Annotated in this window: 25 protein-coding genes and 1 pseudogene; 12 read left to right on the forward strand and 14 right to left on the reverse strand. The window is 70.9% G+C overall.

What is annotated here, in order from left to right; genetic code table 11:
• The first annotated feature begins 5 nt into the window (after positions 1 to 5).
• From ureG to ACBJ59_RS21215, 3 genes are read left to right on the forward strand one after another with little or no spacing between them, the layout of a single operon-like run.
• Positions 6 to 680, forward strand: a complete 675-nt coding sequence (ureG, locus tag ACBJ59_RS21205) for an urease accessory protein UreG (RefSeq protein ID WP_375111935.1) — start codon at positions 6 to 8, stop codon at positions 678 to 680.
• 11 nt (positions 681 to 691) lie between these two features.
• Positions 692 to 1,426, forward strand: coding sequence for an urease accessory protein UreD (locus tag ACBJ59_RS21210; protein ID WP_375111936.1), 735 nt, complete (start codon positions 692 to 694; stop codon positions 1,424 to 1,426).
• Positions 1,427 to 1,479: 53 nt separating this feature from the next.
• Positions 1,480 to 1,950 carry a hypothetical protein gene (locus ACBJ59_RS21215; protein ID WP_364123461.1) on the forward strand — a complete coding sequence of 157 codons (471 nt, stop codon included), beginning with the start codon at positions 1,480 to 1,482 and terminating at the stop codon, positions 1,948 to 1,950.
• Between the two features lie 6 nt (positions 1,951 to 1,956).
• Here the strand turns inward: ACBJ59_RS21215 and era are convergent, their stop codons facing one another.
• The 9 genes and pseudogenes from era to ACBJ59_RS21260 form a co-directional block, all read right to left on the reverse strand.
• The gene (era, locus tag ACBJ59_RS21220) at positions 1,957 to 2,865 is read right to left on the reverse strand and encodes a GTPase Era (protein WP_375111937.1); all 909 of its coding nucleotides are present in this window, start codon (positions 2,863 to 2,865) and stop codon (positions 1,957 to 1,959) included.
• 18 nt (positions 2,866 to 2,883) lie between these two features.
• The gene (locus ACBJ59_RS21225; protein ID WP_375111990.1) at positions 2,884 to 3,360 is read right to left on the reverse strand and encodes an NUDIX domain-containing protein; all 477 of its coding nucleotides are present in this window, start codon (positions 3,358 to 3,360) and stop codon (positions 2,884 to 2,886) included.
• Positions 3,361 to 3,367: 7 nt separating this feature from the next.
• Positions 3,368 to 3,685: a cytidine deaminase gene (locus ACBJ59_RS21230; protein WP_375111938.1), complete on the reverse strand. Its 318-nt coding sequence runs from the start codon at positions 3,683 to 3,685 to the stop codon at positions 3,368 to 3,370.
• A 10-nt stretch (positions 3,686 to 3,695) separates the two neighbouring features.
• Complete coding sequence (locus ACBJ59_RS21235; protein WP_375111939.1) at positions 3,696 to 4,328, reverse strand: hypothetical protein; 633 nt, start codon at positions 4,326 to 4,328, stop codon at positions 3,696 to 3,698.
• Between the two features lie 331 nt (positions 4,329 to 4,659).
• The gene (locus tag ACBJ59_RS21240) at positions 4,660 to 5,955 is read right to left on the reverse strand and encodes a hemolysin family protein (protein WP_375111940.1); all 1,296 of its coding nucleotides are present in this window, start codon (positions 5,953 to 5,955) and stop codon (positions 4,660 to 4,662) included.
• On the reverse strand, positions 5,952 to 6,428 hold the full coding sequence (gene ybeY / locus ACBJ59_RS21245) for an rRNA maturation RNase YbeY (protein WP_375111941.1): 477 nt from the start codon (positions 6,426 to 6,428) through the stop codon (positions 5,952 to 5,954). Before ybeY ends, ACBJ59_RS21240 begins: the two co-directional genes overlap by 4 nt.
• On the reverse strand, positions 6,425 to 7,849 hold the full coding sequence (locus ACBJ59_RS21250) for a PhoH family protein (protein WP_375111991.1): 1,425 nt from the start codon (positions 7,847 to 7,849) through the stop codon (positions 6,425 to 6,427). Before ACBJ59_RS21250 ends, ybeY begins: the two co-directional genes overlap by 4 nt.
• Positions 7,838 to 8,461 (reverse strand): annotated as a pseudogene (locus ACBJ59_RS21255) (PhoH family protein); the annotation flags it as partial. The pseudogene ACBJ59_RS21255 and the gene ACBJ59_RS21250, both read right to left, overlap by 12 nt.
• Positions 8,462 to 8,646: 185 nt before the next feature.
• A complete protein-coding gene (locus ACBJ59_RS21260) occupies positions 8,647 to 8,991 on the reverse strand; it encodes a histidine triad nucleotide-binding protein (protein ID WP_375111942.1) in 345 nt (114 codons plus the stop codon).
• Positions 8,992 to 9,272: 281 nt separating this feature from the next.
• Between ACBJ59_RS21260 and ACBJ59_RS21265 the strand changes: the two genes are divergently transcribed.
• The gene (locus tag ACBJ59_RS21265; protein WP_080047132.1) at positions 9,273 to 9,785 is read left to right on the forward strand and encodes a SigE family RNA polymerase sigma factor; all 513 of its coding nucleotides are present in this window, start codon (positions 9,273 to 9,275) and stop codon (positions 9,783 to 9,785) included.
• On the forward strand, positions 9,782 to 10,426 hold the full coding sequence (locus tag ACBJ59_RS21270; protein WP_375111943.1) for a hypothetical protein: 645 nt from the start codon (positions 9,782 to 9,784) through the stop codon (positions 10,424 to 10,426). Before ACBJ59_RS21265 ends, ACBJ59_RS21270 begins: the two co-directional genes overlap by 4 nt.
• A gap of 4 nt (positions 10,427 to 10,430) precedes the next feature.
• Here the strand turns inward: ACBJ59_RS21270 and ACBJ59_RS21275 are convergent, their stop codons facing one another.
• Genes ACBJ59_RS21275 through hrcA form a run of 3 tightly spaced genes read right to left on the reverse strand, consistent with a single transcriptional unit; the run spans position 10,431 to position 13,322 of the window.
• Positions 10,431 to 11,156 (reverse strand): 16S rRNA (uracil(1498)-N(3))-methyltransferase, encoded by a 726-nt coding sequence (locus ACBJ59_RS21275; RefSeq protein ID WP_375111944.1) that lies wholly within the window; start codon positions 11,154 to 11,156, stop codon positions 10,431 to 10,433.
• Between the two features lies 1 nt (position 11,157).
• Positions 11,158 to 12,297 carry a molecular chaperone DnaJ gene (dnaJ, locus tag ACBJ59_RS21280; RefSeq protein WP_364123443.1) on the reverse strand — a complete coding sequence of 380 codons (1,140 nt, stop codon included), beginning with the start codon at positions 12,295 to 12,297 and terminating at the stop codon, positions 11,158 to 11,160.
• Positions 12,298 to 12,308: 11 nt separating this feature from the next.
• Positions 12,309 to 13,322, reverse strand: coding sequence for a heat-inducible transcriptional repressor HrcA (hrcA, locus tag ACBJ59_RS21285; RefSeq protein WP_375111946.1), 1,014 nt, complete (start codon positions 13,320 to 13,322; stop codon positions 12,309 to 12,311).
• A gap of 157 nt (positions 13,323 to 13,479) precedes the next feature.
• On the opposite strand from hrcA, the gene ACBJ59_RS21290 reads away from it, so the two are divergent.
• Genes ACBJ59_RS21290 through ACBJ59_RS21300 form a run of 3 tightly spaced genes read left to right on the forward strand, consistent with a single transcriptional unit; the run spans position 13,480 to position 16,012 of the window.
• Positions 13,480 to 14,385, forward strand: coding sequence for a hypothetical protein (locus tag ACBJ59_RS21290; RefSeq protein WP_375111947.1), 906 nt, complete (start codon positions 13,480 to 13,482; stop codon positions 14,383 to 14,385).
• Positions 14,386 to 14,402: 17 nt separating this feature from the next.
• A complete protein-coding gene (locus tag ACBJ59_RS21295) occupies positions 14,403 to 15,209 on the forward strand; it encodes a DUF3097 domain-containing protein (protein ID WP_375111948.1) in 807 nt (268 codons plus the stop codon).
• Positions 15,206 to 16,012: a DUF4870 domain-containing protein gene (locus ACBJ59_RS21300; RefSeq protein ID WP_375111949.1), complete on the forward strand. Its 807-nt coding sequence runs from the start codon at positions 15,206 to 15,208 to the stop codon at positions 16,010 to 16,012. Before ACBJ59_RS21295 ends, ACBJ59_RS21300 begins: the two co-directional genes overlap by 4 nt.
• On the opposite strand, the gene hemW is transcribed toward ACBJ59_RS21300, so the two are convergent.
• Positions 16,009 to 17,229, reverse strand: a complete 1,221-nt coding sequence (gene hemW, locus ACBJ59_RS21305; protein WP_375111950.1) for a radical SAM family heme chaperone HemW — start codon at positions 17,227 to 17,229, stop codon at positions 16,009 to 16,011. The two genes, ACBJ59_RS21300 and hemW, sit on opposite strands and share 4 nt — an antisense overlap.
• A gap of 180 nt (positions 17,230 to 17,409) precedes the next feature.
• Between hemW and ACBJ59_RS21310 the strand changes: the two genes are divergently transcribed.
• Entirely contained in the window at positions 17,410 to 17,568 is a 159-nt protein-coding gene (locus ACBJ59_RS21310; protein WP_375111951.1) for a hypothetical protein, read from the forward strand.
• A 50-nt stretch (positions 17,569 to 17,618) separates the two neighbouring features.
• Entirely contained in the window at positions 17,619 to 18,866 is a 1,248-nt protein-coding gene (locus ACBJ59_RS21315; protein WP_375111952.1) for a glycoside hydrolase family 18 protein, read from the forward strand.
• Positions 18,867 to 18,893: 27 nt separating this feature from the next.
• On the opposite strand, the gene ACBJ59_RS21320 is transcribed toward ACBJ59_RS21315, so the two are convergent.
• Entirely contained in the window at positions 18,894 to 19,517 is a 624-nt protein-coding gene (locus tag ACBJ59_RS21320; RefSeq protein ID WP_375111953.1) for an MOSC domain-containing protein, read from the reverse strand.
• Between the two features lie 121 nt (positions 19,518 to 19,638).
• On the opposite strand from ACBJ59_RS21320, the gene ACBJ59_RS21325 reads away from it, so the two are divergent.
• Together ACBJ59_RS21325 and ACBJ59_RS21330 are read left to right on the forward strand one after the other, a co-directional pair.
• Positions 19,639 to 20,139: a hypothetical protein gene (locus ACBJ59_RS21325; RefSeq protein ID WP_375111954.1), complete on the forward strand. Its 501-nt coding sequence runs from the start codon at positions 19,639 to 19,641 to the stop codon at positions 20,137 to 20,139.
• Positions 20,140 to 20,152: 13 nt separating this feature from the next.
• Positions 20,153 to 21,400 carry a sensor histidine kinase gene (locus tag ACBJ59_RS21330; RefSeq protein WP_375111955.1) on the forward strand — a complete coding sequence of 416 codons (1,248 nt, stop codon included), beginning with the start codon at positions 20,153 to 20,155 and terminating at the stop codon, positions 21,398 to 21,400.
• Positions 21,401 to 21,416: the final 16 nt, after the last annotated feature.

Genomic DNA, 21,416 nt, shown 5'->3' on the forward strand with positions numbered 1-21,416 from the left:
CCTGCATGGGAGCCAATCACGACGACCACCACCACACCCCCGACGGCCGCGGCCGGGCGCTGCGCCTGGGCGTGGGCGGCCCGGTGGGCAGCGGCAAGACGGCCCTGGTGGCCGCCCTGTGCCGGGCCCTGGGCCCGACGCTGTCCCTGGGCGTGGTGACGAACGACATCTACACCACCGAGGACGCCGACTTCCTGCGCCGGGCGGGCGTGCTCGACCAGGAGCGCATCCTGGCCGTCGAGACCGGCTGCTGCCCCCACACCGCCATCCGCGACGACATCGCCGCGAACCTCGACGCCGTGGAGACCCTGGAATACCGCTTCGGCCCGCTGGACCTGGTGATCGTGGAGAGCGGCGGCGACAACCTCACGGCCACGTTCAGCCGGGGGCTGGCCGACCGGCAGATCTTCGTCCTGGACGTGTCCGGCGGCGACAAGGTGCCGCGCAAGGGCGGGCCCGGCGTGACGACGGCCGACCTGCTGGTCGTCAACAAGACCGACCTGGCCCCGATGGTGGGCGCCGACCTGGGCGTGATGGCGCGCGACGCGGCGGCCGTACGCGGTGAGCGGCCGGTGCTGTTCACCTCGATCCGGCAGGACCCCACCGCCGCCACGGTCGCCACGTGGGTCTCCGAACAGGTGCACGCCTGGTCCCACAGCCACGCGGCCCCCGTCTCGTAATGCCCCGCGCCATGAGCGCGAGCGCCGCCGTGGCGACCGCGCGGGGGGACGACGGCCGCACCGTGGTCAGCCGCCTGGCCTCGGCGCCGCCACTGACGCTGCGCCAGACGGGCCCGTCCACCGTGCACCTGGTCTCCACCGCGGCGGGCCCGCTCGGCGGCGACCGGCTGGCCCTGGACCTGTACGTCGCGCCCCGCACCACCCTGGAGCTGAGCTCGGTCGCGGCCACGCTGGTCCTGCCCGGCGAGGGCGAGTCCGAGCTGCTGGTCACCGCCCGCGTGGGCGCGGGCGCCACGCTGCGCTTCGCCCCGGAGCCGACGGTGCTCGCCGCCGGCAGCCGGCACCGCCTCCTGGTACGCCTCGCGCTGGAGGCGGACGCGAGCGTGCTCTGGCGCGAGGAGATCGTCTTCGGCCGCCACGGCGAGGCGCCGGGCCGCTGTCACGCCCGCTTCGACGCCACCCGCGACGGCCTGCCGCTGCTCAGGCAGGAGTTCACGGTCGGCGACCCGGACCTCGACCCCTCCCCCGCCGTGTACGGCTCCGCCCGCTGCGTCGGCACCACGTTCCTGACGGCCGCCGCGAAGGAGGCGGCCGTGGCCGAGGGCGTCGCGGTGCTCCCGCTGGCCGGCCCCGGCACGCTGGTGTCCGCCCTGGCGGACGACGCGGTGCGGTTGCGCTCCAGGCTGGAGTGGGGCGAGCGCACGGCTGTGGCGGACGAGCCGCCGGACCCGGCCGCGCCCTGGTGACGACTCCGTTGCGTACGGTGGTGAGCAGCGCGAGCCGGGCTTACAGTGATCGTGTGGCCGACGACCTCAAGCCCACGCCCGCCCGCCCGAGAGTCCGCCGCGGTTACCCGCTGGCCGTGATGGCCGCCGGAGCGCTCCTGGTGTTCTGCGCGGTCCTGCCCTGGGCCGGCCTGCAGGCCACGAGCAGCCTCATCGGCGGCGGGGTGGCCAGCGACGTGCGCGGCATCGACGACACCTTCGGCGTCTACACCCTGCTGGCCGGGCTGGTGGCGCTGGGCTGCGGCCTGGTGGGCACGCTCGCCCACCCGAGGCTCGCCGCGCTGGCCGTCGTGCCCGGCGGCGTGGCCCTGCTGGTGCTGGTGCTGTTCGTGACCGACGGCAGCGGCCTGCAGGACCGGATCTCCATCGACCTCGGCGAGCTGCTGTCGATCGAGCCGGTGATCAGGTTCGGCTGGTTCGGCGCGCTGGGCTGCGCGGTGGCGGTGGTCCTGCTGTCGCTCCTGGCGCTCTTCCGCCGCCCGTGACGCGGATCAGTCGTAGAAGCCCAGCCGGCGCAGCTGCTTGGGATCGCGCTGCCAGTCCTTGGCCACGCTGATGCGCAGGTCAAGATAGACCCGCGTGCCCATCAGCGCCTCGATCTGCTTGCGGGCCTTGGTGCCCACGTCGCGCAGCCGCTCACCCTTGTGCCCGATGACGATGGCCTTCTGCGAGGGCCGCTCCACGAACAGGTGGGCGTAGATGTCCAGCAGGTCGTCGCGCCCCTCGCGAGGCACCATCTCGTCGACGACCACGGCGATCGAGTGGGGCAGCTCGTCGCGTACGCCCTCCAGCGCCGCCTCCCTGATCAGCTCACCCACCAGCACCTGCTCGGGCTCGTCGGTGAGCCGGCCGCCCTCGTAGAGAGGCGGCGACTCCGGCAGGTGCTCGATCAGCACGTCCGCCAGCACGTCGAGCTGCTCGCCCGACTGCGCCGACACCGGCACGATCGCGGCGAACTCCGCCACCTGCGACACCGCCACCAGCTGCTCGGCGATCTGATCCCGGCTCGCCAGGTCGGTCTTGGTCACCACCGCGATCACGGGCGTCTTCTTCACCGCCGACAGCTTGTCGGCGATGAACCGGTCACCCTTGCCGATGGGCTCGTTGGCCGGCACGCAGAAGCCGATCGCGTCCACCTCGGTCAGCGTGGACAGCACCAGGCTGTCGAGCCGCTCGCCGAGCAGCGTGCGCGGACGGTGCAGGCCCGGCGTGTCGACGATGATGAGCTGGGCGTCGGGACGGTGCACGATGCCCCTGATGACACGCCTGGTCGTCTGCGGCTTGGACGAGGTGATCGCCACTTTCGTGCCGACCAGGGCGTTCATCAGCGTGGACTTGCCGACGTTCGGCCTCCCCACGAAGCAGGCGAATCCGGCGCGATGGTTGTCTGGCGAAGTCACGTACTGCATTCTGTCCCATCAGCGGGCGTGTTCACGCCACCAGGCGAACGCCTGGGGCGCCACGCCGGGCGTCCACGGGGTCGTGTCGTAGCCGGACAGCTCCTGCTCCGACAACCACCGGAAGTCGTTGATCTCCACGCCGTCGGGCTCGGGCCCGGCCGAGCCGGGGGCCAGCGCGCAGGCGTAGGCCGCGATCACGTAGCCGACCTGGTGACCGTTGGGGTAGACGGTGCGGAACTCGGGGCCGCCGTAGACCCCGATCAGGCCCCGTACCTCGACCTCGATGCCGAGCTCCTCGCGCAGCTCCCTGACCACCGCCGCCTCGGGCCGCTCGTCCGGGTCCACGCCGCCGCCGGGCGCCGCCCAGAGCCCGACGTCACCGTGCCGGGCCAGCAGCAGCCGGCCGGCCTCGTCGAACACGAACCCGGACACCGACGGCAGCATGAGCAGCTCGGACCCGACGATCTCCCGCAGTCTCGCCAGGAACGGCGACATCGGCACGTCAGCCCCGCAGCGTTCCGTCGGGACCGGCCACGAGCAGCGACTTGACGCCCAGCTCGGCGGCCACCGCCTCGTCGGCGGGGCTCGGCGCCCCCTCGCTCACCAGCGCCACGGCCTCCAGGGACCGCGCGCCGCTGGAGATCGCCATGGCCACCGCCACCTGCACCGCCGACAGGGTGAGCGCGCTCAGCGCCACGTTCGTCGCCGAGTAGGTGCGGCCGGTCTCATCCCGCACGGCCGCGCCTTCCGCCGAGCCGTTGCGCGCCCGGGCGGCCCGGGCCAGCGTGATGATCTTGCTGTCTTCAGGATCGAGAGTCACGAGCTCTAGGTTAGGCGCTGACCATGGAAATGGCCGCCTCGACCACCTCGTCGGTACGAGCGGCGTCCACGTCGTTCATGCCCGTGTGCACGACGGACACCAGCGTGTCCCCCACGCGCGACAGCACGACGTCCATCGCGTACGGGTAACCGTGCAGCCGCCCGCGCAGCCGCGCGCCCACGGACTCGTCCCCCGCGTTCCGCACCTGGAGCTCCTGCAGCCGCAGGTAGGTGCCGCTGGAGGTGCGTACGACGCGGCACGACCCCATCGCCCTGGCCAGGTCGTCGAGGTGCCCCGCGGCCTGCTCGTTCGCGTACCGGGCCAGTCCCACCCCGGCCTGCTCCCCCAGCCCGTCGCCGTGGTAGCTGACGGCCGCCTGCGCGGTCAGCGCCTGCCCCGGCGCCCGCCCTCCGGCCGGCTCCAGCAGCGCCCGGCAGTTCCGGTCCGCCTGCCCGAACGGCATCCGCCACGCCTGCTCCGGCCTGGCCGTGAAGCCGTCCGGCAGGCGCGGATCCTTGCTGAGCACCTCGCGCAACTGTGCCATGGCCTGCGCGTCGAGGAAGCTCTCCGCTCCCCCGCCGCCGCATCCCGCCAGGACGCCGGCCAGCAACGCGCAGGCTATGATCCCCGGTTTGCGTTTCATGATCCCCCCTGTGATCGCAGCCTGCCCCACAGACGAATGCGGCAATCCACCGGAGTGTCCACCAATACGCAAAAAGGGTGCTCCCGCCCGGTTTCCGGACGAGAACACCCTTTACGCCGAGCAGCGTCACAGCCGGCTAGCAGCCGAGACGCTGTCGTCCCCCCAGAAACATCCTCCGGCCGCGAACCCCACCCGGCGTTCGGATGCTTCTCTCGTGACACCCACCGCACTGGATGTCGTGGTTAGAGAGTGCCGGACCCGGCTTGCAGAAGACTTGTAGAACGCTTGCGGCTTCCGTCCGCCTTTATCCACATCCGGGACTTGCGGGGGACTAGTCGCGTTCGGCGGCGGCCGGGACGACCTCGTCCTCCGGCGGCGTGACCCGCCGCACCACGACCGTGCTGATGCGGTTGCGGCGGCCGGCCAGGCTCTCCGCCGTCAGCGAGAGCCCGGCCACCTCCGCATGCGACCCGGCTATCGGCACCCGCCCGAGCGCGTGGGCCAGCAGCCCGCCCACCGTCTCCACGTCCTCGACCTCGATCTCCGTGTCGAACAGCTCGCCGAGCTCGTCCACCGGCATGCGGGCCGTCACCCGCAGCCCGCCGCCCGGCACGGGCTCCACGCGGGGCGCCTCCTGGTCGTACTCGTCGGTGATCTCCCCGACGATCTCCTCCAGGACGTCCTCGATCGTCACCAGGCCGGCCGTGCCGCCGTATTCGTCGATCACGATGGCGATGTGGATCTGCCTGGCCTGCATCTCCCGCATGAGCTGGTCGATGGGCTTGCTCTCCGGCACGTAGGCGGCCGAACGCATGATCGTGTCGACCGGCTCCTTGCCCCCGCCCTCGCCGGACTCGTGGATCTTGCGGGCGATGTCCTTGAGGTAGGCGATGCCGACGACGTCGTCCTCGTTCTCGCCCACGACCGGGATGCGGGAGAACCCGCTGCGCAGCGCCAGCGACAGGGCCTGACTGATCGTCTTCGTGCGCTCGATGTAGACCATGTCGGTGCGCGGCACCATGACCTCGCGCACCAGCGTGTCGCCCAGCTCGAAGACCGAGTGGATCATCTCGCGCTCGTCGGGCTCGATCACCCGGCGCTCCTCGGCCAGGTCCACCAGGTCGCGCAGCTCGGCCTCCGAGGTGAACGGGCCGTCGCGGAAACCCTTGCCCGGCGTCAGCGCGTTGCCGAGCAGGATGAGGAGCTTGGGCAGGGGGCCGAAGATGCGGGTCAGGCCGTACACGATGGGGGCGCTGGCCAGCGCGACCGGCTCGGCGTGCTGGCGGCCCAGCGTGCGCGGCATGACCCCGACCACCACGTAGCTGATCAGGATCATCACGACCGCGGCCCAGACGTAGGCCCAGCCCTGGTCGTGCAGGAGGTCGATGAACAGCAGGGTCGCGATCACCGTGGCGACCAGCTCGCAGCTCAGCCGCAGCAGCAGGAGCAGGTTGAGATAGCGCGGCGGGTCGGTCACGATCGCCTGCAGCCGCGCCGCCCCCCGCCTGGCCTCACGCGTGTATTCCTCGGCACGCACCCTGGAGATGCGCGTCAGCGCCGTCTCCGCGCTGGCGATCAGGCCACCGATGATCACCAGGGCGACGACGGACAGCAACCAGGCGTTCACCGCGGGTTGCGCACCTCCTGCCACGACTCGAGGAGCCGGGACTGCAGTCCGAACATCTCCTTGTGCTCCTCCGGCTCGGCGTGGTCGTAGCCGAGCAGGTGGAGGATGCCGTGGGTGCACAGCAGCTCGAGCTCGTCGGCGGTGCTGTGGCCGGCCTCCTCGGCCTGCCTGGCGGCCACCTGCGGGCAGAGCACGACGTCACCCAGCAGCGCCGGGTCGGCGGGGCCGTCGGACTCCCCCCGCGCGCCGCCGCCGGGACGCAGCTCGTCCATCGGGAACGCCAGCACGTCCGTCGGACCGGGCTCGCCCATCCACTTCTCGTGCAGCTCGGCCATGGCGTCCTCGTCGACCACCACGATGGACAGCTCGGCGAGCGGGTTGATGCCCATCTCGCGGAGCACGTGAGCGGCCAGGGCGGTGATGCTCTCCTCGTCGACCCCGACGCCGGACTCGTTGTTGATCTCGATGCTCACGGTCGCCGCTTCCCCCGCTGCTGGATGGCCTTCGGCTCCTGGGCCTCCCGCGAGGCGTCGTAGCGGCCGTAGGCGTCGACGATGTCGCTGACCAGCTTGTGCCGGACCACGTCGGCGCTGGACAGGCGGGCGAAGTGGATGTCGGGGATGCCGTCGAGGATGTCCTGCACCACCCGCAGGCCGCTGACCGTGCCCGAGGGCAGGTCGACCTGCGTCACGTCACCGGTCACCACGATCTTGGAGTTGAAGCCGAGCCTGGTCAGGAACATCTTCATCTGCTCGGCCGAGGAGTTTTGCGCCTCGTCGAGGATGATGAAGGCGTCGTTGAGGGTGTTGTGGGTCAGGAGGAAGTCCTCGGTGACGTACAGCGAGTCCTCCGCCGCCACCTGGATGCACACGCACTCCGCGGTACCACGTGGTTCGATGCGGTCCACGAAGCGCATCGGGCGACCGCCTCCGGACGCGTTGTAGGCCTCGGCCTTCCGCGACAGCCGGAAAGGCTCGATGCCTTCCGGAAGCCGGATGTCCAGGATGTACGCGTCGTGCCGGTGGCGGATCTGCCTGCCCCGCGCCGACCCGGGCGTGCGTCCTCTCGCCGGACGCGTGCGCCAGTAGGCCACGCCTCCGAGGGACTGGACGAGGAAGACCACGTCCTCGCGAAGCCGCGGCGAGACGGTGCTGAACTGGATCCGGCACGTGCGCCCCTGCTGGGTGACAGGCCCCCCGTCAGCGTCGAGCAGTCCCTGCAGGACCGCCATCCTCGTCTCAGCCGTGTTGCGCAGATAGACCTCGGGCACGAACTTCGTGTTCGACTTGCAGCCCGACAGGCGCAGGCGCCGCATGACGTCGGTGATCGGATTGGCGATCGTCATGCTTTCCCCGGGCTGCCTCACCCGGTTGAGCACGTAGTCCGGCCCGCCCTTCCACCGCGCCCGCACGCCGGGAAGGGCATGCTCGAGCGCCATGACCAGCTCCGGGTCTTCCGTCGCGAAACTCGGGGTGGTCGTCCCGGTGACACACCCGTCTCCCAGGAGCAGGCCGAGCGCGTACGGATCCATGGGAACCTCGCGCTCGGGAAAGCAGACCGGCACGCTCAGCAGCGGCAGCTCCCACTTGTGGTAGTGAGAGGACCGCAGGTCGCCGATCAGCTCCTTGGTCTCCAACACCCGCCACGGCTGCTCGCGTCTGGCGTCGTCACGGGTGCGGACAGTCCAGAGGTGGTCTTCGGAGGCGAGCACCGAAGCACCGTCCTGGCTGTACAGCCGATAGATCTTCTTCTCCCCCTGCGGGTAGACGCCCAGCACAGGGGTCGGCTCGCCGTTCGACCCGATGACGAGGTCACCGACCTCGAGCTCTCCGATGGAGCGCCATCCGTCGGGAGTCAGCACGCCGGTGCCGAGCGGCTGCGCCCGGCCGCGCATGTATGCCAGCGGTGCGACCTCGATCGTGCCCGCCGCCATCAGCTTGGGGATCGAGTCGGGGTCGACCATGTCGTGCAGCGCGTCGTAGAGGGGCCGCAGGTAGGGGTCGATCTTCTCGTAGAGCGTGCCGGGCAGGAAGCCGAGCCGCTCGCCGGCCTCGACCGCCGGGCGGGTCAGGATGATGCGGTTGACCCGCTTCTCCTGCAGCGCGCGCACGGCCTTGGCCATCGCGAGATAGGTCTTGCCGGTGCCGGCCGGGCCGATGCCGAACACGATCGTGTGCTTGTCGATCGCGTCGACGTAGCGCTTCTGGTTGACCGTCTTCGGGCGGATCGTCCGGCCACGGGAGGACAGGATGTCGAGGGAGAGGACCTCGGCGGGGCGGTCGGAGGTCATGCGCAGCATGGCGATGCTGCGCTCGACCGCGTCGGGGGTGAGCTCTCCGCCGCTGCGCAGGACTTCGACCAGCTCCTCGAAGAGCCGCACCACGGTGCCGCTCTCGTCGGGGCTGCCGGTCACGGTGATCTCGTTGCCCCGCACATGGATGTCGGCCCGGAAGGCGCCCTCGATGACGCGCAGCAGCTCGTCACGGGAGCCCAGGAGGCTGACCATCGGATATTCGTCCGGTATCAGCACCTTCGCTTGAGTGCGCGAGGGAGGTGCCGTGCGTCGGGATTCGTGTAGTTCGGACATGGGCAGGCCAGCGGCCTGATGCCTCCCGGTCTCTTTCGGTGTGCTTCTCCGCCCATCGTATCCGGGAGCAGGCGGATTGCTCGCGTCAATATCACCGCGTCCGGTTATCCGGGCGGCCAGCTCAGATCCCGCCCGCCCAGGATGTGGGCGTGCACGTGGAAGACGGTCTGCCCGGCGCCGGGCCCGGTGTTGAACACGATCCGGTAACCGCCCTCGGCCACGCCGTCCAGCACGGCCACCTCGTGGGCGGACTTCAGCACCTCGTCGGCGAGACCGTCGTCGGCCGCCGCCAGCGCTGCCGCGTCGGCGTGGTGCTCCTTCGGGATGACCAGCGCGTGGGTGGGCGCCTGCGGGTTGATGTCGCGGAACGCGAGGGTCCGGCCGGTTTCATAAACGATCTCAGCGGGAATCTGCTTGGCGACGATTTTGCAGAAGAGGCAATCGCTCACCCGATCACCCTACAGAGAGGGCTGCCGTCAGCGAGTCCGTTGCGAATCGGTAATCGGCTGTGTCGTGCGTACGAAGATCGACGCGGTTAGGGTGAGTGTGCGACACTTCAGCGTAAAAACAGACGATTCAGGGTCGGGCGAGCGCCACCTGGCGAGGACACGACTGGGTAATGCACCCTAAGGAACCGGGGAAACCTCAAGAACCGGAAGAGCGTAAACCCTCTGGGAAGGCCGCGCGTCCCACTGATGTGACCACCGAAACCCTTCTGGCCGACAGGTCGATGGGGGCGGTGCCGGTCGGGTGGGATGCCGACATGGCCGTTACCGCGCTGTACAGCGCGCACTTTCGGTCGTTGGTGCGTCTCGCTGTGTTGCTGGTGCGCGACATAGCAACAGCTGAGGAAGTCGTGCAGGATGCGTTCGTCGCCATCCATGGCGCCTGGCGTAGGCTGCGCGACCCCGACAAAGCACTCGCCTACCTGCGTCAATCTGTCGTCAACCGGTCCAGGTCCGTGCTGCGTCACCGCGCGGTCGTCGAGAAGTATGCTCCCAAGGGCCTGCCCGACGCCCCGAGCGCCGAGAACGGCGCGATCGGCGAGCTGGAACGCTCCGCCGTCATCGAGGCGTTACGTGCCCTGCCGACCCGACAGAGAGAAGCACTGGTCCTACGCTACTACGGTGATCTGTCCGAAGCTGAGATCGCCCACGCCATGGGCATCAGCAAGGGCGCGGTCAAGAGCCACACGGCACGTGGCATGGCCGCCTTGCGATCGGTCCTGGAGAAAATGTCATGACCCAGCCCCCCGACGAGTACGGCGATCTGCTGCGCCGTGCGCTCCGCGCGGAGGCGGACGCGGTCGTGCCCTCGCCGGAAGGACTGGAGATCATCCGTGCCCGCATCGAGCGGCGTGGCGTACGCAACCTGTTCTGGTGGCGAGCGGGCGCGGCCGCCGCCAGCGCCATCCTGGTGGCCGGAACGATCGTGATGGCTGTCCCCGAGCTGCGTTCCCAGATCATCGACCAGAAGCCCGTCGCCCCGCTGGGCAACGAGGTCACCGAAGTCCCGTCCAACTCCTCCACCACCCGCTCGCAGCAGCCCCCGGCGCAGGAGCCGAGTCCCGACCAGCCCAAGGTCGTGATCCCTGACACCACGCAGCCGGCGTCGCCGCGGCCCACCAAGAAGGCCGACTCGACCAGCAGGCCGTCGCCGTCGCCGTCGCCCAGCGCCACCCCCACCGACTGCCCGTCCACCCAGGCCGAGCAGGTCGAGCCGCCGGCCGACTGCCCCGTGATCTCGCCGACGCCCACCGTGGAGCAGACGACAGCGCAGCCCACGACGTCGTGTCCACCTGAGGAATGCCCGCCCGACGACGTGACGGAGACTCCCACCACCGTGGCCAGTCCCCTGCTGGAGACCGACCAGACCACGCCCTAGGAGCTCACCAGCGCCCCGTGCGGCTGAGCAGCACGGCCGCCGCCGCCACCCCCGCCGTGGACGTGCGCAGGACCGTCGGCCCCAGCAGCACCGGCATCGCCTTGGCCGCCCGGAACCCGGCCAGCTCCTCCTCCGAGACGCCCCCTTCGGGCCCCACGACCACCACGATGTCGCCCCCGGCCGGCAGCTCCACCCCGGACAGCGGCTCGGCCGCCTCCTCGTGCAGCACCAGCCCCAGCGCCGCCTCCGACAGCAGCCGCTCGACCTGCGCGGTCGAGGCCAGGTCCGCCACCTCGGGCAGGTGGAACCGGCGGGCCTGCTTGCCCGCCTCGCGGGCCGTGGAGCGCCACCGGCCCAGCGCCTTGGCGACCTTGTTGCCCTTCCACTGCGTGATGCTGCGCGCGGCCGCCCAGGGCACGATCACGTCCACACCCGCCTCGGTCATCATCTCGACCGCCAGCTCGCCCCGGTCGCCCTTGGGCAGCCCCTGGACGACCACGATCCGGGGCCGGGGCGCCTCGACGTCGTAGCGGCGCAGCACGTCGAGCCTGAGCGCGTCCTTCAGCGTCTCGCGGACGACGCATTCGGCCACCCCGCCGGCCCCGTCGGTCAGATCGACCCGCTCACCGGCCCGCAGGCGGCGCACGGAGGCCGCGTGCCGCCCCTCGGGGCCGTCGAGCGTCAGCTCCGGCCCGTCCAGCCGGTGGGCCAGGAACACGGGTGCGGTCACGTCACCGGCCGTTGAAGGCGTCACGCAGGCGGGAGAAAAAACCCTGCTGTCCCGGTGCGAACTTGCCAGGCGGGCGCTCCTCACCCCGCTGCCTGGACAGTTCGCGCAGGAGCTCTTCCTGGGCCGTGTCGAGCCGGGTCGGCGTCTCCACGTTGACGTGGATCAGCAGGTCACCCCTGCCGGACTCGTTGAGCCGCTGCACACCGCGCCCGTACATGGTGATGACCTGGCCGGACTGCGTGCCGGGGCGGACGTCGACCTCCTCGGAGCCGTCGAGCGTCTCCACCGCCAGGATGGTGCCGAGGGCGGCGGCGGTCATCGGGATCTGCACGGTGCAGTGCAGGTCGTCGCCGCGCCGCTCGAAGATCTCGTGGGCCCGCTCGACGATCTCCAGGAACAGGTCTCCGGGTGGTCCGCCGCCGGGGCCGACCTCGCCCTCGCCGGCGAGCTGGATGTGGGTGCCGTCCTCCACGCCCGCGGGGATGCGGACCTTGATCGTACGGCGGGTGCGCACCCGGCCGTCGCCGGAGCACTCCTGGCAGGGGTGGCGGATGATCGTGCCGAAGCCACCGCACTGCGGGCACGGCCGCGAGGTCATGACCTGGCCCAGGAAGGACCGGGTGACCTGGGAGATCTCGCCGCGCCCGTTGCACATGTCACAGGTGTCGGGGTGGGTGCCCGCCGCGGCTCCCGCGCCGTGGCACACCTCGCACAGCACGGCCGTGTCGACGACCAGCTCGCGGGTGGTGCCGAACGCCGTCTCGCGCAGGTCGAGCTCCACCCGGATGGTGGCGTTGCGGCCCCTGCGGGCGCGCGAGCGGGGCCCCCGGGCGCCGCCCGCCGTGCCGAAGAAGGCGTCCATGATGTCGCTGAAGGGGAAGCCCGCTCCGAAGCCTCCGGCGCCCGCGCCCGCCGCCGCGCCGCCGAAGGGGTCGCCACCCAGGTCGTACATCTGGCGCTTGTTCGGATCGGACAGCACCTCGTAAGCCTGCGTGATCTCCTTGAACCGCTCCTGGGTCTCAGGATCGGGGTTCACGTCGGGGTGCAGCTCACGGGCGAGTCGGCGGTAGGCCTTCTTGATCTCGTCCTGACTTGCGTCACGGCGCACCCCGAGGGTGGCGTAGTAGTCGCTGTTTGCCACTTATCGACCTCTTATGATGCAGCCAGGATCTGGCTGACGTAGCGTGCCACCGCGCGTACGGCGCCCATCGTCACGGGATAGTCCATCCTGGTCGGCCCCAGCACGCCGAGCCGGGCAAGTTGGTTGTCGCCAGAACCGTATCCGGTCGCGACGACGGATGTGCCGCGCAGGTAGGGGTTTTCTGAGCCGATGCGCACGGTGAGAGCGGACGGCGTGTCTGATGAAGTCTCGCCGAGCAGCCGCATCAGGACCACCTGCTCTTCCAGCGCCTCCAGCACGTCGCGCAGGCCGACGGTGAAGTCGGCGCCGGCGAGGTTGGCCGCGCCGGCGAACACGATCTTCTCGTCGTGCCGCTCCACCAGCGTCTCGAGCAGCACGGACAGGATCGTGGCCACGGCGGGCCGGTCTTCGACGGGCAGCCGCTCGGGCAGGTCGGCGACCAGCTCCGGGACGGTGCTCAGGCCGCAGCCGTCGAGGCAGGCGTTGAGCACGGCCCGCAGATGCGCAATGCGGGTGTCCTCCACCACTTCGGGCAGCTCGACCACGCGCTGCTCGACCCGGCCGGTGTTGGTGATCAGCACGAGCATGACCCGCCGGTCGTTCAGCGGGACCAGCTCGACGTGCCTGACCGTCGAACGCGTCAGCGTCGGGTATTGCACCACCGCCACCTGCCTGGTCAGCTGCGCGAGCAGCCGGACCGTGCGGGTGACCACGTCGTCGAGGTCGACGGCGCCGGCGAGGAACGTCTCGATCGCCCTGCGCTCGGCCCCCGACAACGGCTTGACCTGCGACAGCCGGTCGACGAACAGGCGGTAGCCCTTGTCCGTCGGCACACGGCCCGCGCTGGTGTGGGGCTGGGTGATGTAGCCTTCCTCCTCCAGCGCGGCCATGTCGTTCCTGACCGTCGCCGGGGAGACCTTCAGGTTGTGGCGCTCGGCGAGTGCCTTGGAGCCCACCGGTTCGTTGGTGGACACGTAGTCTTCGACAATGGCGCGGAGCACCGCCAGTTTCCGATCGTCGAGCACGTGCTCACCTCCTGCCTCTGTCCTTATCAGGAACGCGGTGTCTAGCACTCTGTGTTCCCGAGTGCCAAGTGTACGGCTCTCGCCCACAAGGTGCGATAACACCGCGTCCCATCCTGCTGCTAGCTTCCTGGAAGCGACAGGCCTCACACTTGCCCATATGACCGACGAATCCCAGCCCCCGTCGTACGGCCCCCCGCCCGGGCAGGGTCCTTACCACGGTCAGCCGCGACCTCCTCAGTACGGCCCGCAGCCCGGCTCCCAGCCCGGCTACGGCCCGCAACCGGGCTCCCAGCCCGGTTACGGCCCCCAGCCCGGCTCTCAGCCCGGCCCCGGCCAGCCACCACAGGGCCAGCCGCCCTACGGACAGCCGCCTTTCGGCCAGCCACCGCAGTACGGCCAGCCACCGCAGTACGGTCAGCTGCCGCAGTACGGTCAGCCCACCCAGTTCGGCCCGCCACCTCAGTACGGACAATACGGCCAACAGCCCCAATTTCCGCCACGAATCGACTCCAAAGCGATAAAGCCCCGCCTGTGGTGGCTCGCGGCGGCCTGGGGCGTGTTCGTGGTGTGCGCGGTGGCGGGGGTGCTCATGTTCACCGGCGGGGTGGTGAGCAGCGTGGCGGACCTGGCTCCGACCCGGACGTTCGCGTCGGGCGAAAGCGTCACCGTCCCGGTGGACCCGGCCGACAAGCCCGCCGTGTACATCGCCAGTGACACTCAGGTCACCTACGACTGCGCCATCACCGGCGGGCCCGGGCAGGCCAGGCTGGCCAAGACCGCGGGCACCCAGAAGGTCACGGTGAACGGGGCCGTCTGGGAGCAGTTCCTCGTGATCAACGCCCCGGCCAAGGGCGACTACCAGCTCACCTGCACCAACCAGGAGCAGGCCACCGTACGCTACGGCGTGGGCCGCGACGCCCTGTCCGCCGTGGGCGGGATCACCGGCGGGCTGGCCGCGCTGGTGCTCGTCCCCGGCGTGGGTCTGCTCGTCGCGATCGCCGGCACCATCACCGTCCTCGTACGCCGCAGCGGTGCGCGTAAGCGCCTTGCGGTCAGCGGGTGATTTGCTACGGTCCCCGTGTGTACGAGGGCGATGTTCTGTCGGGAAATTGGCGTCGGCCGGGCAAGGGCAAGATCCCGAAAGTGCCCGCCGAGCCGGACCTCGTCGTGGAGGACGCGGACAGCGGCTTCTGCGGCGCCGTGGTGGCCTGCGACAAGGAGGCCGTCACGCTCGAAGACCGGTTCGGCAAGCGCCGCCTGTTCCCCCTCGCACCCGCCGCCTTCCTGCTGGACGGCAAGGCCGTGACCCTGGTCCGCCCCACGGCGGCCCCCGCGGGCCCCAGGCGCAGCGCGTCGGGCTCCATCGCCGTGGAGGGGCTGCGGGCCAGGGTGGCCAGGCAGAGCCGGATCTACGTGGAGGGCGTGCACGACGCCGCCCTCGTGGAGAAGATCTGGGGCCATGACCTTCGGGTCGAGGGGGTCGTGGTCGAATATCTCGAAGGCGTGGACGACCTGCCCGCCATCGTGGCGGAGTTCGGCCCCGAGCCGGGGCGCCGGCTGGGCGTGCTGGTGGACCACCTGGTGCCCGGCTCCAAGGAGAGCAGGATCGCCGCCGAGATCACCTCACCGGACGTGCTGGTGGTGGGGCACCCCTACATCGACATCTGGCAGGCGGTCAAACCCTCCGTGCTGCGCATCCCCGCCTGGCCCGACGTGCCGCGCGGGGTGCCGTGGAAGGAGGGCGTGATCGCCGCCCTCGGCTGGCGCATGGAGCCCGCGGAGGCATGGCGGCGCATTCTCGGCGCCGTCTCGAAGTACACGGACCTGGAGCCGGAGCTGCTCGGCCGGGTCGAGGAACTGATCGACTTCGTTACGGAGGCACCATGACCCACGACCCGCCCCAGCCACCGCCCGACGACGACGCCACGCGCAGAGTCACCCCCGCGGACCTCCCCCCGCCCTCCGGCCCCCAGCAGCCCGGCTACGGCCAGCCGCCGCCTCCCGGGTACGGCCAGCAACCCGGATCGCAGCCGGGTTACGGCCAGCAACCCGGCTCCCAGCCCGGCTACGGCCAGCAACCCGGCTCCCAGCCCGGCTACGGCCAGCAGCCCAGCTACGGCCAGCCGCCGCCTCCCGGGTACGGCCAGCAGCCAGGCTCCCAGCCCGGCTACGGGCAGCCGGGCGCCTACGGGCAGCAGATCCCCTATGGCCAGCAGGCGCCTTACGGCCACCAGTCCGGCTCCCAGCCCAACTACGGGCAGCCGCCGCCCCCCGGCTACGGCCAGCCGGGCGCGTACGGCCGCCCCGGCGCACACGGCTACCCCCAGGGCCCCGGCGAGCCGTACATCCCCGGCAGGTTCGGCCCGCGCCCCGGCACCGACGACACCACCATGGCGATGCTCTCGCACCTCCTCGGCCTGCTGGTCTCGTGGATCGGCCCGCTGATCATCTACCTGATGAAGAAGGACGAGTCCCCCTACGTCAGGGACCAGGCCGCTGAGGCGCTGAACTTCCAGATCACGATGTTCATCGGCTACCTGATCGCCGGCATCCTGACGGTCGTCTTCATCGGCATCCTGCTACTGCCGATCGTCTGGATCCTGTCGCTGATCTTCCACATCCAGGCCGCCATGGCCACGAACAAGGGCCAGCCGTACCGCTACCCGTTCTCCATCCGGATGATCACCTAGACCAGGAGATCCCTGATGAGGGCGTCGGCCAGCAGCCGCCCCTGGAGGGTCAGCACCATCAGCCCCGACCTGAACGGCTCGGGCTCCAGCAGCCCGCGCGCCAGTGCGCTCGCCACGGCCGTGCGCGCCGCGGGCGCCACCTCGGCCAGCGGGTAGCCGGAGACCAGCCGCAGCTCCAGCATCAGCCGCTCGGCGTCGCGGTCGTCCTGGCCGAGCACCTCGCGCGCGTGGGCGGGCGAGGCGCCGGCGGCCAGCCGCTGCGCGTAGGCGGCCGGGTGTTTGACGTTCCACCAGCGGGTGCCGCCGACGTGGCTGTGCGCGCCGGGGCCGGCCGCCCACCAGTCGCCGCCGGTCCAGTAGAGCAGGTTGTGGCGGCAGCGCGCCTCGTCGGAGACGGCCCAGTTGGACACCTCGTACCAGCTGAACCCGGCCGCGGCCAGCAGCTCGTCGGCGATCAGGTAGCGGTCGGCGGCCACGTCGTCGTCGGGCATCGGCAGCTCGCCGCGCCGGATCCGGGCCGCCAGCCGGGTGCCCTCCTCGACGATCAGCGAGTACGCCGACACGTGGTCGGGACCGGCCTCGATCGCCGCCGTCAGCGAGGCCCGCCAGTCGTCGTCGGACTCCCCCGGCGTGCTGTAGATCAGGTCGAGGTTGACGTGCTCGAACCCGGCCGCCCGCGCCTCCCGCACGGCCGCCGCCGCCCGGCCGGGCGTGTGCCGCCGGTCGAGGACCTGGAGCACGTGCTCGCGGGCGCTCTGCATGCCGAAGCTGATCCGGTTGAACCCGCCGTGGCGCAGCTTCTCCAGGTAGGAGGGGTCGACGGACTCGGGATTGGCCTCCGTGGTGACCTCGGCCCCCGGCTTCAGCCCGAACTCCGAGTCGATCGCGGCCAGGATCCTGGCCAGGTCTTCCGGGGGCAGCAGGGTGGGGGTGCCACCGCCGAAGAACACCGTCTCCACCGGCAGGTCGGAGCCGCCCAGGACGCGGCGCGCGAGGCGTATCTCCGCCACCACCGTGTCGGCGTAGTCTCGGTGCGAGGCGCCTGGGCCCAGCTCGGCGGCGGTGTAGGTGTTGAAGTCGCAGTAGCCGCAACGCGTCACGCAGAACGGCACGTGCACGTAGAAGCCGAACGGGCGCTCGCCGAGGCCGCTCAGGGCGCCGGCGGGCAGCTCGCCCGAGGTGGGCGCGGGATCGCCGTCAGGCAGGGTCGATGGCACGCCTCCAGTTTGCCCGGCTCCCAAGGGTGCTCCGATCCACCTGCAAACCGTGGCGGGTCCACTGACGCCATACCGGCAAAGGGGACATCGAATTCGCCCGTACCACGGCGGAGCGGATGTGGGAGGCGGGGGCTCCGGTCACCGACTGGACGAACGCCTTCCTGCAGCCGCCGCCCGAGCGTGAGCCTGCCGTCGGCGGCGACCACCAGGCAGGACCTCGCCGACCTGGTGGTGTCGCTGTTCTCCCACCCCGCGTTCGCGTGGGGGCTGCTGTCGGATCCGGCGGAGGTCGCGCGGATCGTTGACGGTGACGGGCGGCGGCTCTACGATCGCGTCTAACTTATAGGAAAGTTTCCTATATAAGTGGCGCAGTCCCCGGGAGCCGCTCCGTGAAGAAGAAGATCCTGCTCGCACTGTCGCTCTTACTCGGCCTCACGGCGATCTCCGTGCCCGCCGAGGCCCACTCCGGCTTCAAACGGGTCGCGTACTTCATCCAATGGGGCATCTACGGCCGGAACTACCACGTCAAGGACGTGGACGTCTCGGGCGCCGCGGCCAAGCTCACGCACCTGAACTACGCGTTCGGCTTCGTGAACGCCGAAGGCGGCTGCTACTCGGCCGACCCGTGGGCCGACTGGCAGCGGCCGGTGCCGGCGGAGCAGAGCGTGGACGGGGTCGCGGACGCGCCCGGCCAGGCCCTCAACGGCAACCTCAACCAGCTCCGCAAGCTCAAGGCCAAGCACCCTGGGCTCAAGACGATGATCTCCCTGGGCGGCTGGACCGGCTCGAAGTACTTCTCCGACGCCGTGCTCACCCCCGAGTCCCGGGCCGCGCTGGCCAGCTCCTGCATCGACCTGTGGCTGCGCGGCAACCTGCCGGGGCTGGAGCCGGGCGCGGGCGCCGGCGTGTTCGACGGGATCGACCTGGACTGGGAGTGGCCGGGCTCGGCCGGGGCCGAGGGCAACGTCATCAGGCCCGAGGACAAGCGGAACTTCACGCTGTTCGTGGAGGAGCTGCGAGGGCAGCTCAAGGCGTTCTCGTCCGGGGCGCAGCTCACGGCGTTCCTGCCGGCCGCGGCGGCCAAGATCGACGCCGGGTTCGAGGTGCGCAGGGTGTTCAGGCAGCTCGACTTCGCGACCGTGCAGGGGTACGACCTGCACGGTACGTGGGAGCCGCAGACCGGGCACAACGGGAACCTGTTCACCGACCGGCGGGACCCGAACCCGGTGAAGTACAGCGTGGACCAGACCGTACGCGACTACCTCTCGCGCGGCGCGCCCGCCCGCAAGCTCGTGGTCGGCGTGCCCGCGTACGGCCAGGGCTGGACGGGCGTGACCGGCGGCGGCGACGGCCTGTACGCGCCCGCCACCGGCCCGGCCCCCGGCAAGTGGGCCCCCGGCACGGAGGACTACAAGGACCTGGTCGGCAAGCCCGGCAAGCGCTACCGCGACCTGCGCACCGGGGCCATGTGGCTCTATGACGGGAACGAGTTCTGGTCCTACGACGACCCGGCCATGCTGGTGCAGAAGGCGGCCTACATCCGGCTCAAGGGGCTCGGCGGGTCGATGATGTGGTCGATCGACCAGGACGACGCGCGCGCCTCGCTCACCTCGGCGCTCTACTCGGTCCTGCGCTGACGACCCGGCCGGGCGCGGCCTCCCCTCTCAGGCGAGGACGCGCTCGGCCATCTCGTCCCACCGGGCGTCATGTCCGGGAACCGCCAGGATGCGGCGCAACGCGTCCCTGTCACCGTGCCTGGCCCGGAACCAGTCGGCCACGCTGACTCCGGTATCGGGCCGCGAGACGATCTCCACCTCGTCCCCCGCCCCCAGCTCGCCGAGCTCGACCACCTTCAGGTACGCCCCGGGCCGCGCCGCCGCCGTGAACCGCTTGATCCAGCCGGACTCGTCCATCCAGTTGCGGAACACCACGCACGGCGTCCTCGGCTTGGTCACCTCCAGCACGGCCCCGCCCACCCGCCACCGCTCGCCGACCAGGGCGCCGTTGACGTCGAGGCCGGACGTGGTCAGGTTCTCGCCGAACTGCCCGTGGCGCAGCTCCCTGCCCAGCTCGCCCTCCCACCAGTCGTAATCCTCACCGGCGTAGGCGTAGACGGCCTGATCGGGCGAGCCGTGGTGCTGCTTGTCCGCCTGCTCGTCCCCGACCAGCCCGTCGGCCAGCACCTGGACCCGGTGCGGGACCGCCCGCTTGTCGATCGCCGTACGCTTCAGGTTCCCCGCCCAATCGGCGTCGACCGGCGTGCCCACGTTCACCGAGAGAATGCGCATAGGGGGACGGTAACCGAGGATCCGCACCGGCAGCGACCCGCCTCCACCCCAGGGTGGAGATCGGGGCACTCAACCCACAGACCGATCCGGTACGATCGCCGCCTCCCTACGGTCGTGGCCTGTGGAAACTGTGCAAATCTCCCTCCTCGTCCTCCTCGCCGTCGTGTTCGTCATCTACCGCCAGACGCGCACCCGCCCCGCCGCCGCGACGGGCAGCCTCTACACCGCCGCCGCCATGATCGTCCTCGGCCTCGTCTCGGGCGGCCTGCTCGACTCCGGGGGTTCGGGCGGGCTCGTCGACACCGGGCACCTCGCCCTCAGCGCCACCCTCTTCGCCGTGGAGGCGGTCGCCGCCGTGGCGCTCGGTGTGTGGCGCGCGAGGACCGTACGCATGTGGGTCGACGACTCCGGTGTCGCCTGGTCGAAGGCCACCGGCTGGACCCTGCTGGCCTGGCTGGCCTCTATGGCCACCCGCGTCGCCCTCTACTTCGCCGGGGTGGCCGCCGGCCTGACCGTCTCCACCGGGAGTGTCCTGGTGTTCCTCGGCCTGACCATCGGCACCCAGGCGTACCTCGTCGCCCGCCGGGGACGTGCGCTCACCGGCAACCGGATACTTTCATGAGGTGATGCGTGGATTGTCCAGAGTCGTCCCCGTCGCGTTGCGGCTGGGGTTGATCGTGCTGCTGATCGTGGTCCAGGTGCGGGCGACCCCCGCACCCGGCCTCACCGGCGTCGCCCTGGCCGTCACGCTCCTGACCGTGGCACTCGCCCTCACGCTGCTCGCGATCCTCCTCCTGTCGCGCCCGCCCCATGTCCTGCCGCGCCCGCCACACGTCATGTCGCCCTCGCCGCACCTCATGTCGCGCCCGCCGCATCTCATGTCGCCTTCGCCACACGAGACCTCTCGCCGGGCAACGGCGGCCGACGCCGCACAGCCGCACCGAGGAGCCGCGCCATGGAAGGCGGTCCGCCTGCCGGGGAGAGCCTCACAGCTCGTCACACTGATCGCCCTCGGCCTGGCGGTGCTCTTCTCCATCGCCCTCAACTCGATCACCCACAGCGGGGTGACGATCGGCGTCCTGCTCGTCTGCGTCAGCCTGGCGGTGAGCCGCCTGTCGTTGCGCCAGTCGTTCACCATCGGGCTGCTGGCCGTCATAGGGCTCGTCGTGGCCGCCGAGCTCTCCGGCTCCCCGGCGAACGACCTCACCCTCGTTCTCAGCGTCTGCCTGATCTTCCTGATCACGTACGCGGCGAAGCAGCGCAAGGCCACCAGGGCCGCCGAGGCGAGGGAGGCCGTGCTCGCGGAGCGAGCCAGAATCGCCAGGGAGATCCACGACATCCTCGCCCACTCGCTCTCCGCCCAGCTCGTCCACCTGGAAGGAGCCAAGCTGCTGCTCCGCGCGGAGCGGACGGCCGAGGCCCTCGACCGCGTCACCCACGCCCGCGACCTGGCCAAGTCGGGCCTAGATGAGGCCAGGCGGGCGGTGTCGGCGCTGCGCGAGGACCCGCCCGCGCTGCCCGTGGCGCTGCGTACCCTCGCGAAGGACTTCGAGCACACGGCGCACCAGTCGTGCACGCTGCGCATCTCGGGTCCCGAGCAGCGCCTCCCGCCGGAAACGGAGCTCGCCCTGCTCCGCACCGCCCAGGAGGCCCTCACGAACGTCCGCCGCCACGCGCCCGGCAGCCCGGCCACGGTCGAGCTCGACTTCGACCCGACCGGCTGCGACCTGCGCGTCACCAACCCTGCCTCCGCCGAGAAGGGCTCACCGGGCGGTGGGTACGGCCTGGTGGGCATGCGCGAACGCGCCGAGCTCCTCGGCGGCACGCTGTCGGCGGGCGAGCGCGACGGCGGCTTCCAGGTCCACCTGCGAGTCCCAGCATGACCCCGCCTCCACAACC

Origin of the sequence: Nonomuraea sp. MTCD27, from assembly GCF_041950495.1 — a bacterium.
In the GTDB taxonomy this organism is placed as follows: domain Bacteria; phylum Actinomycetota; class Actinomycetes; order Streptosporangiales; family Streptosporangiaceae; genus Nonomuraea.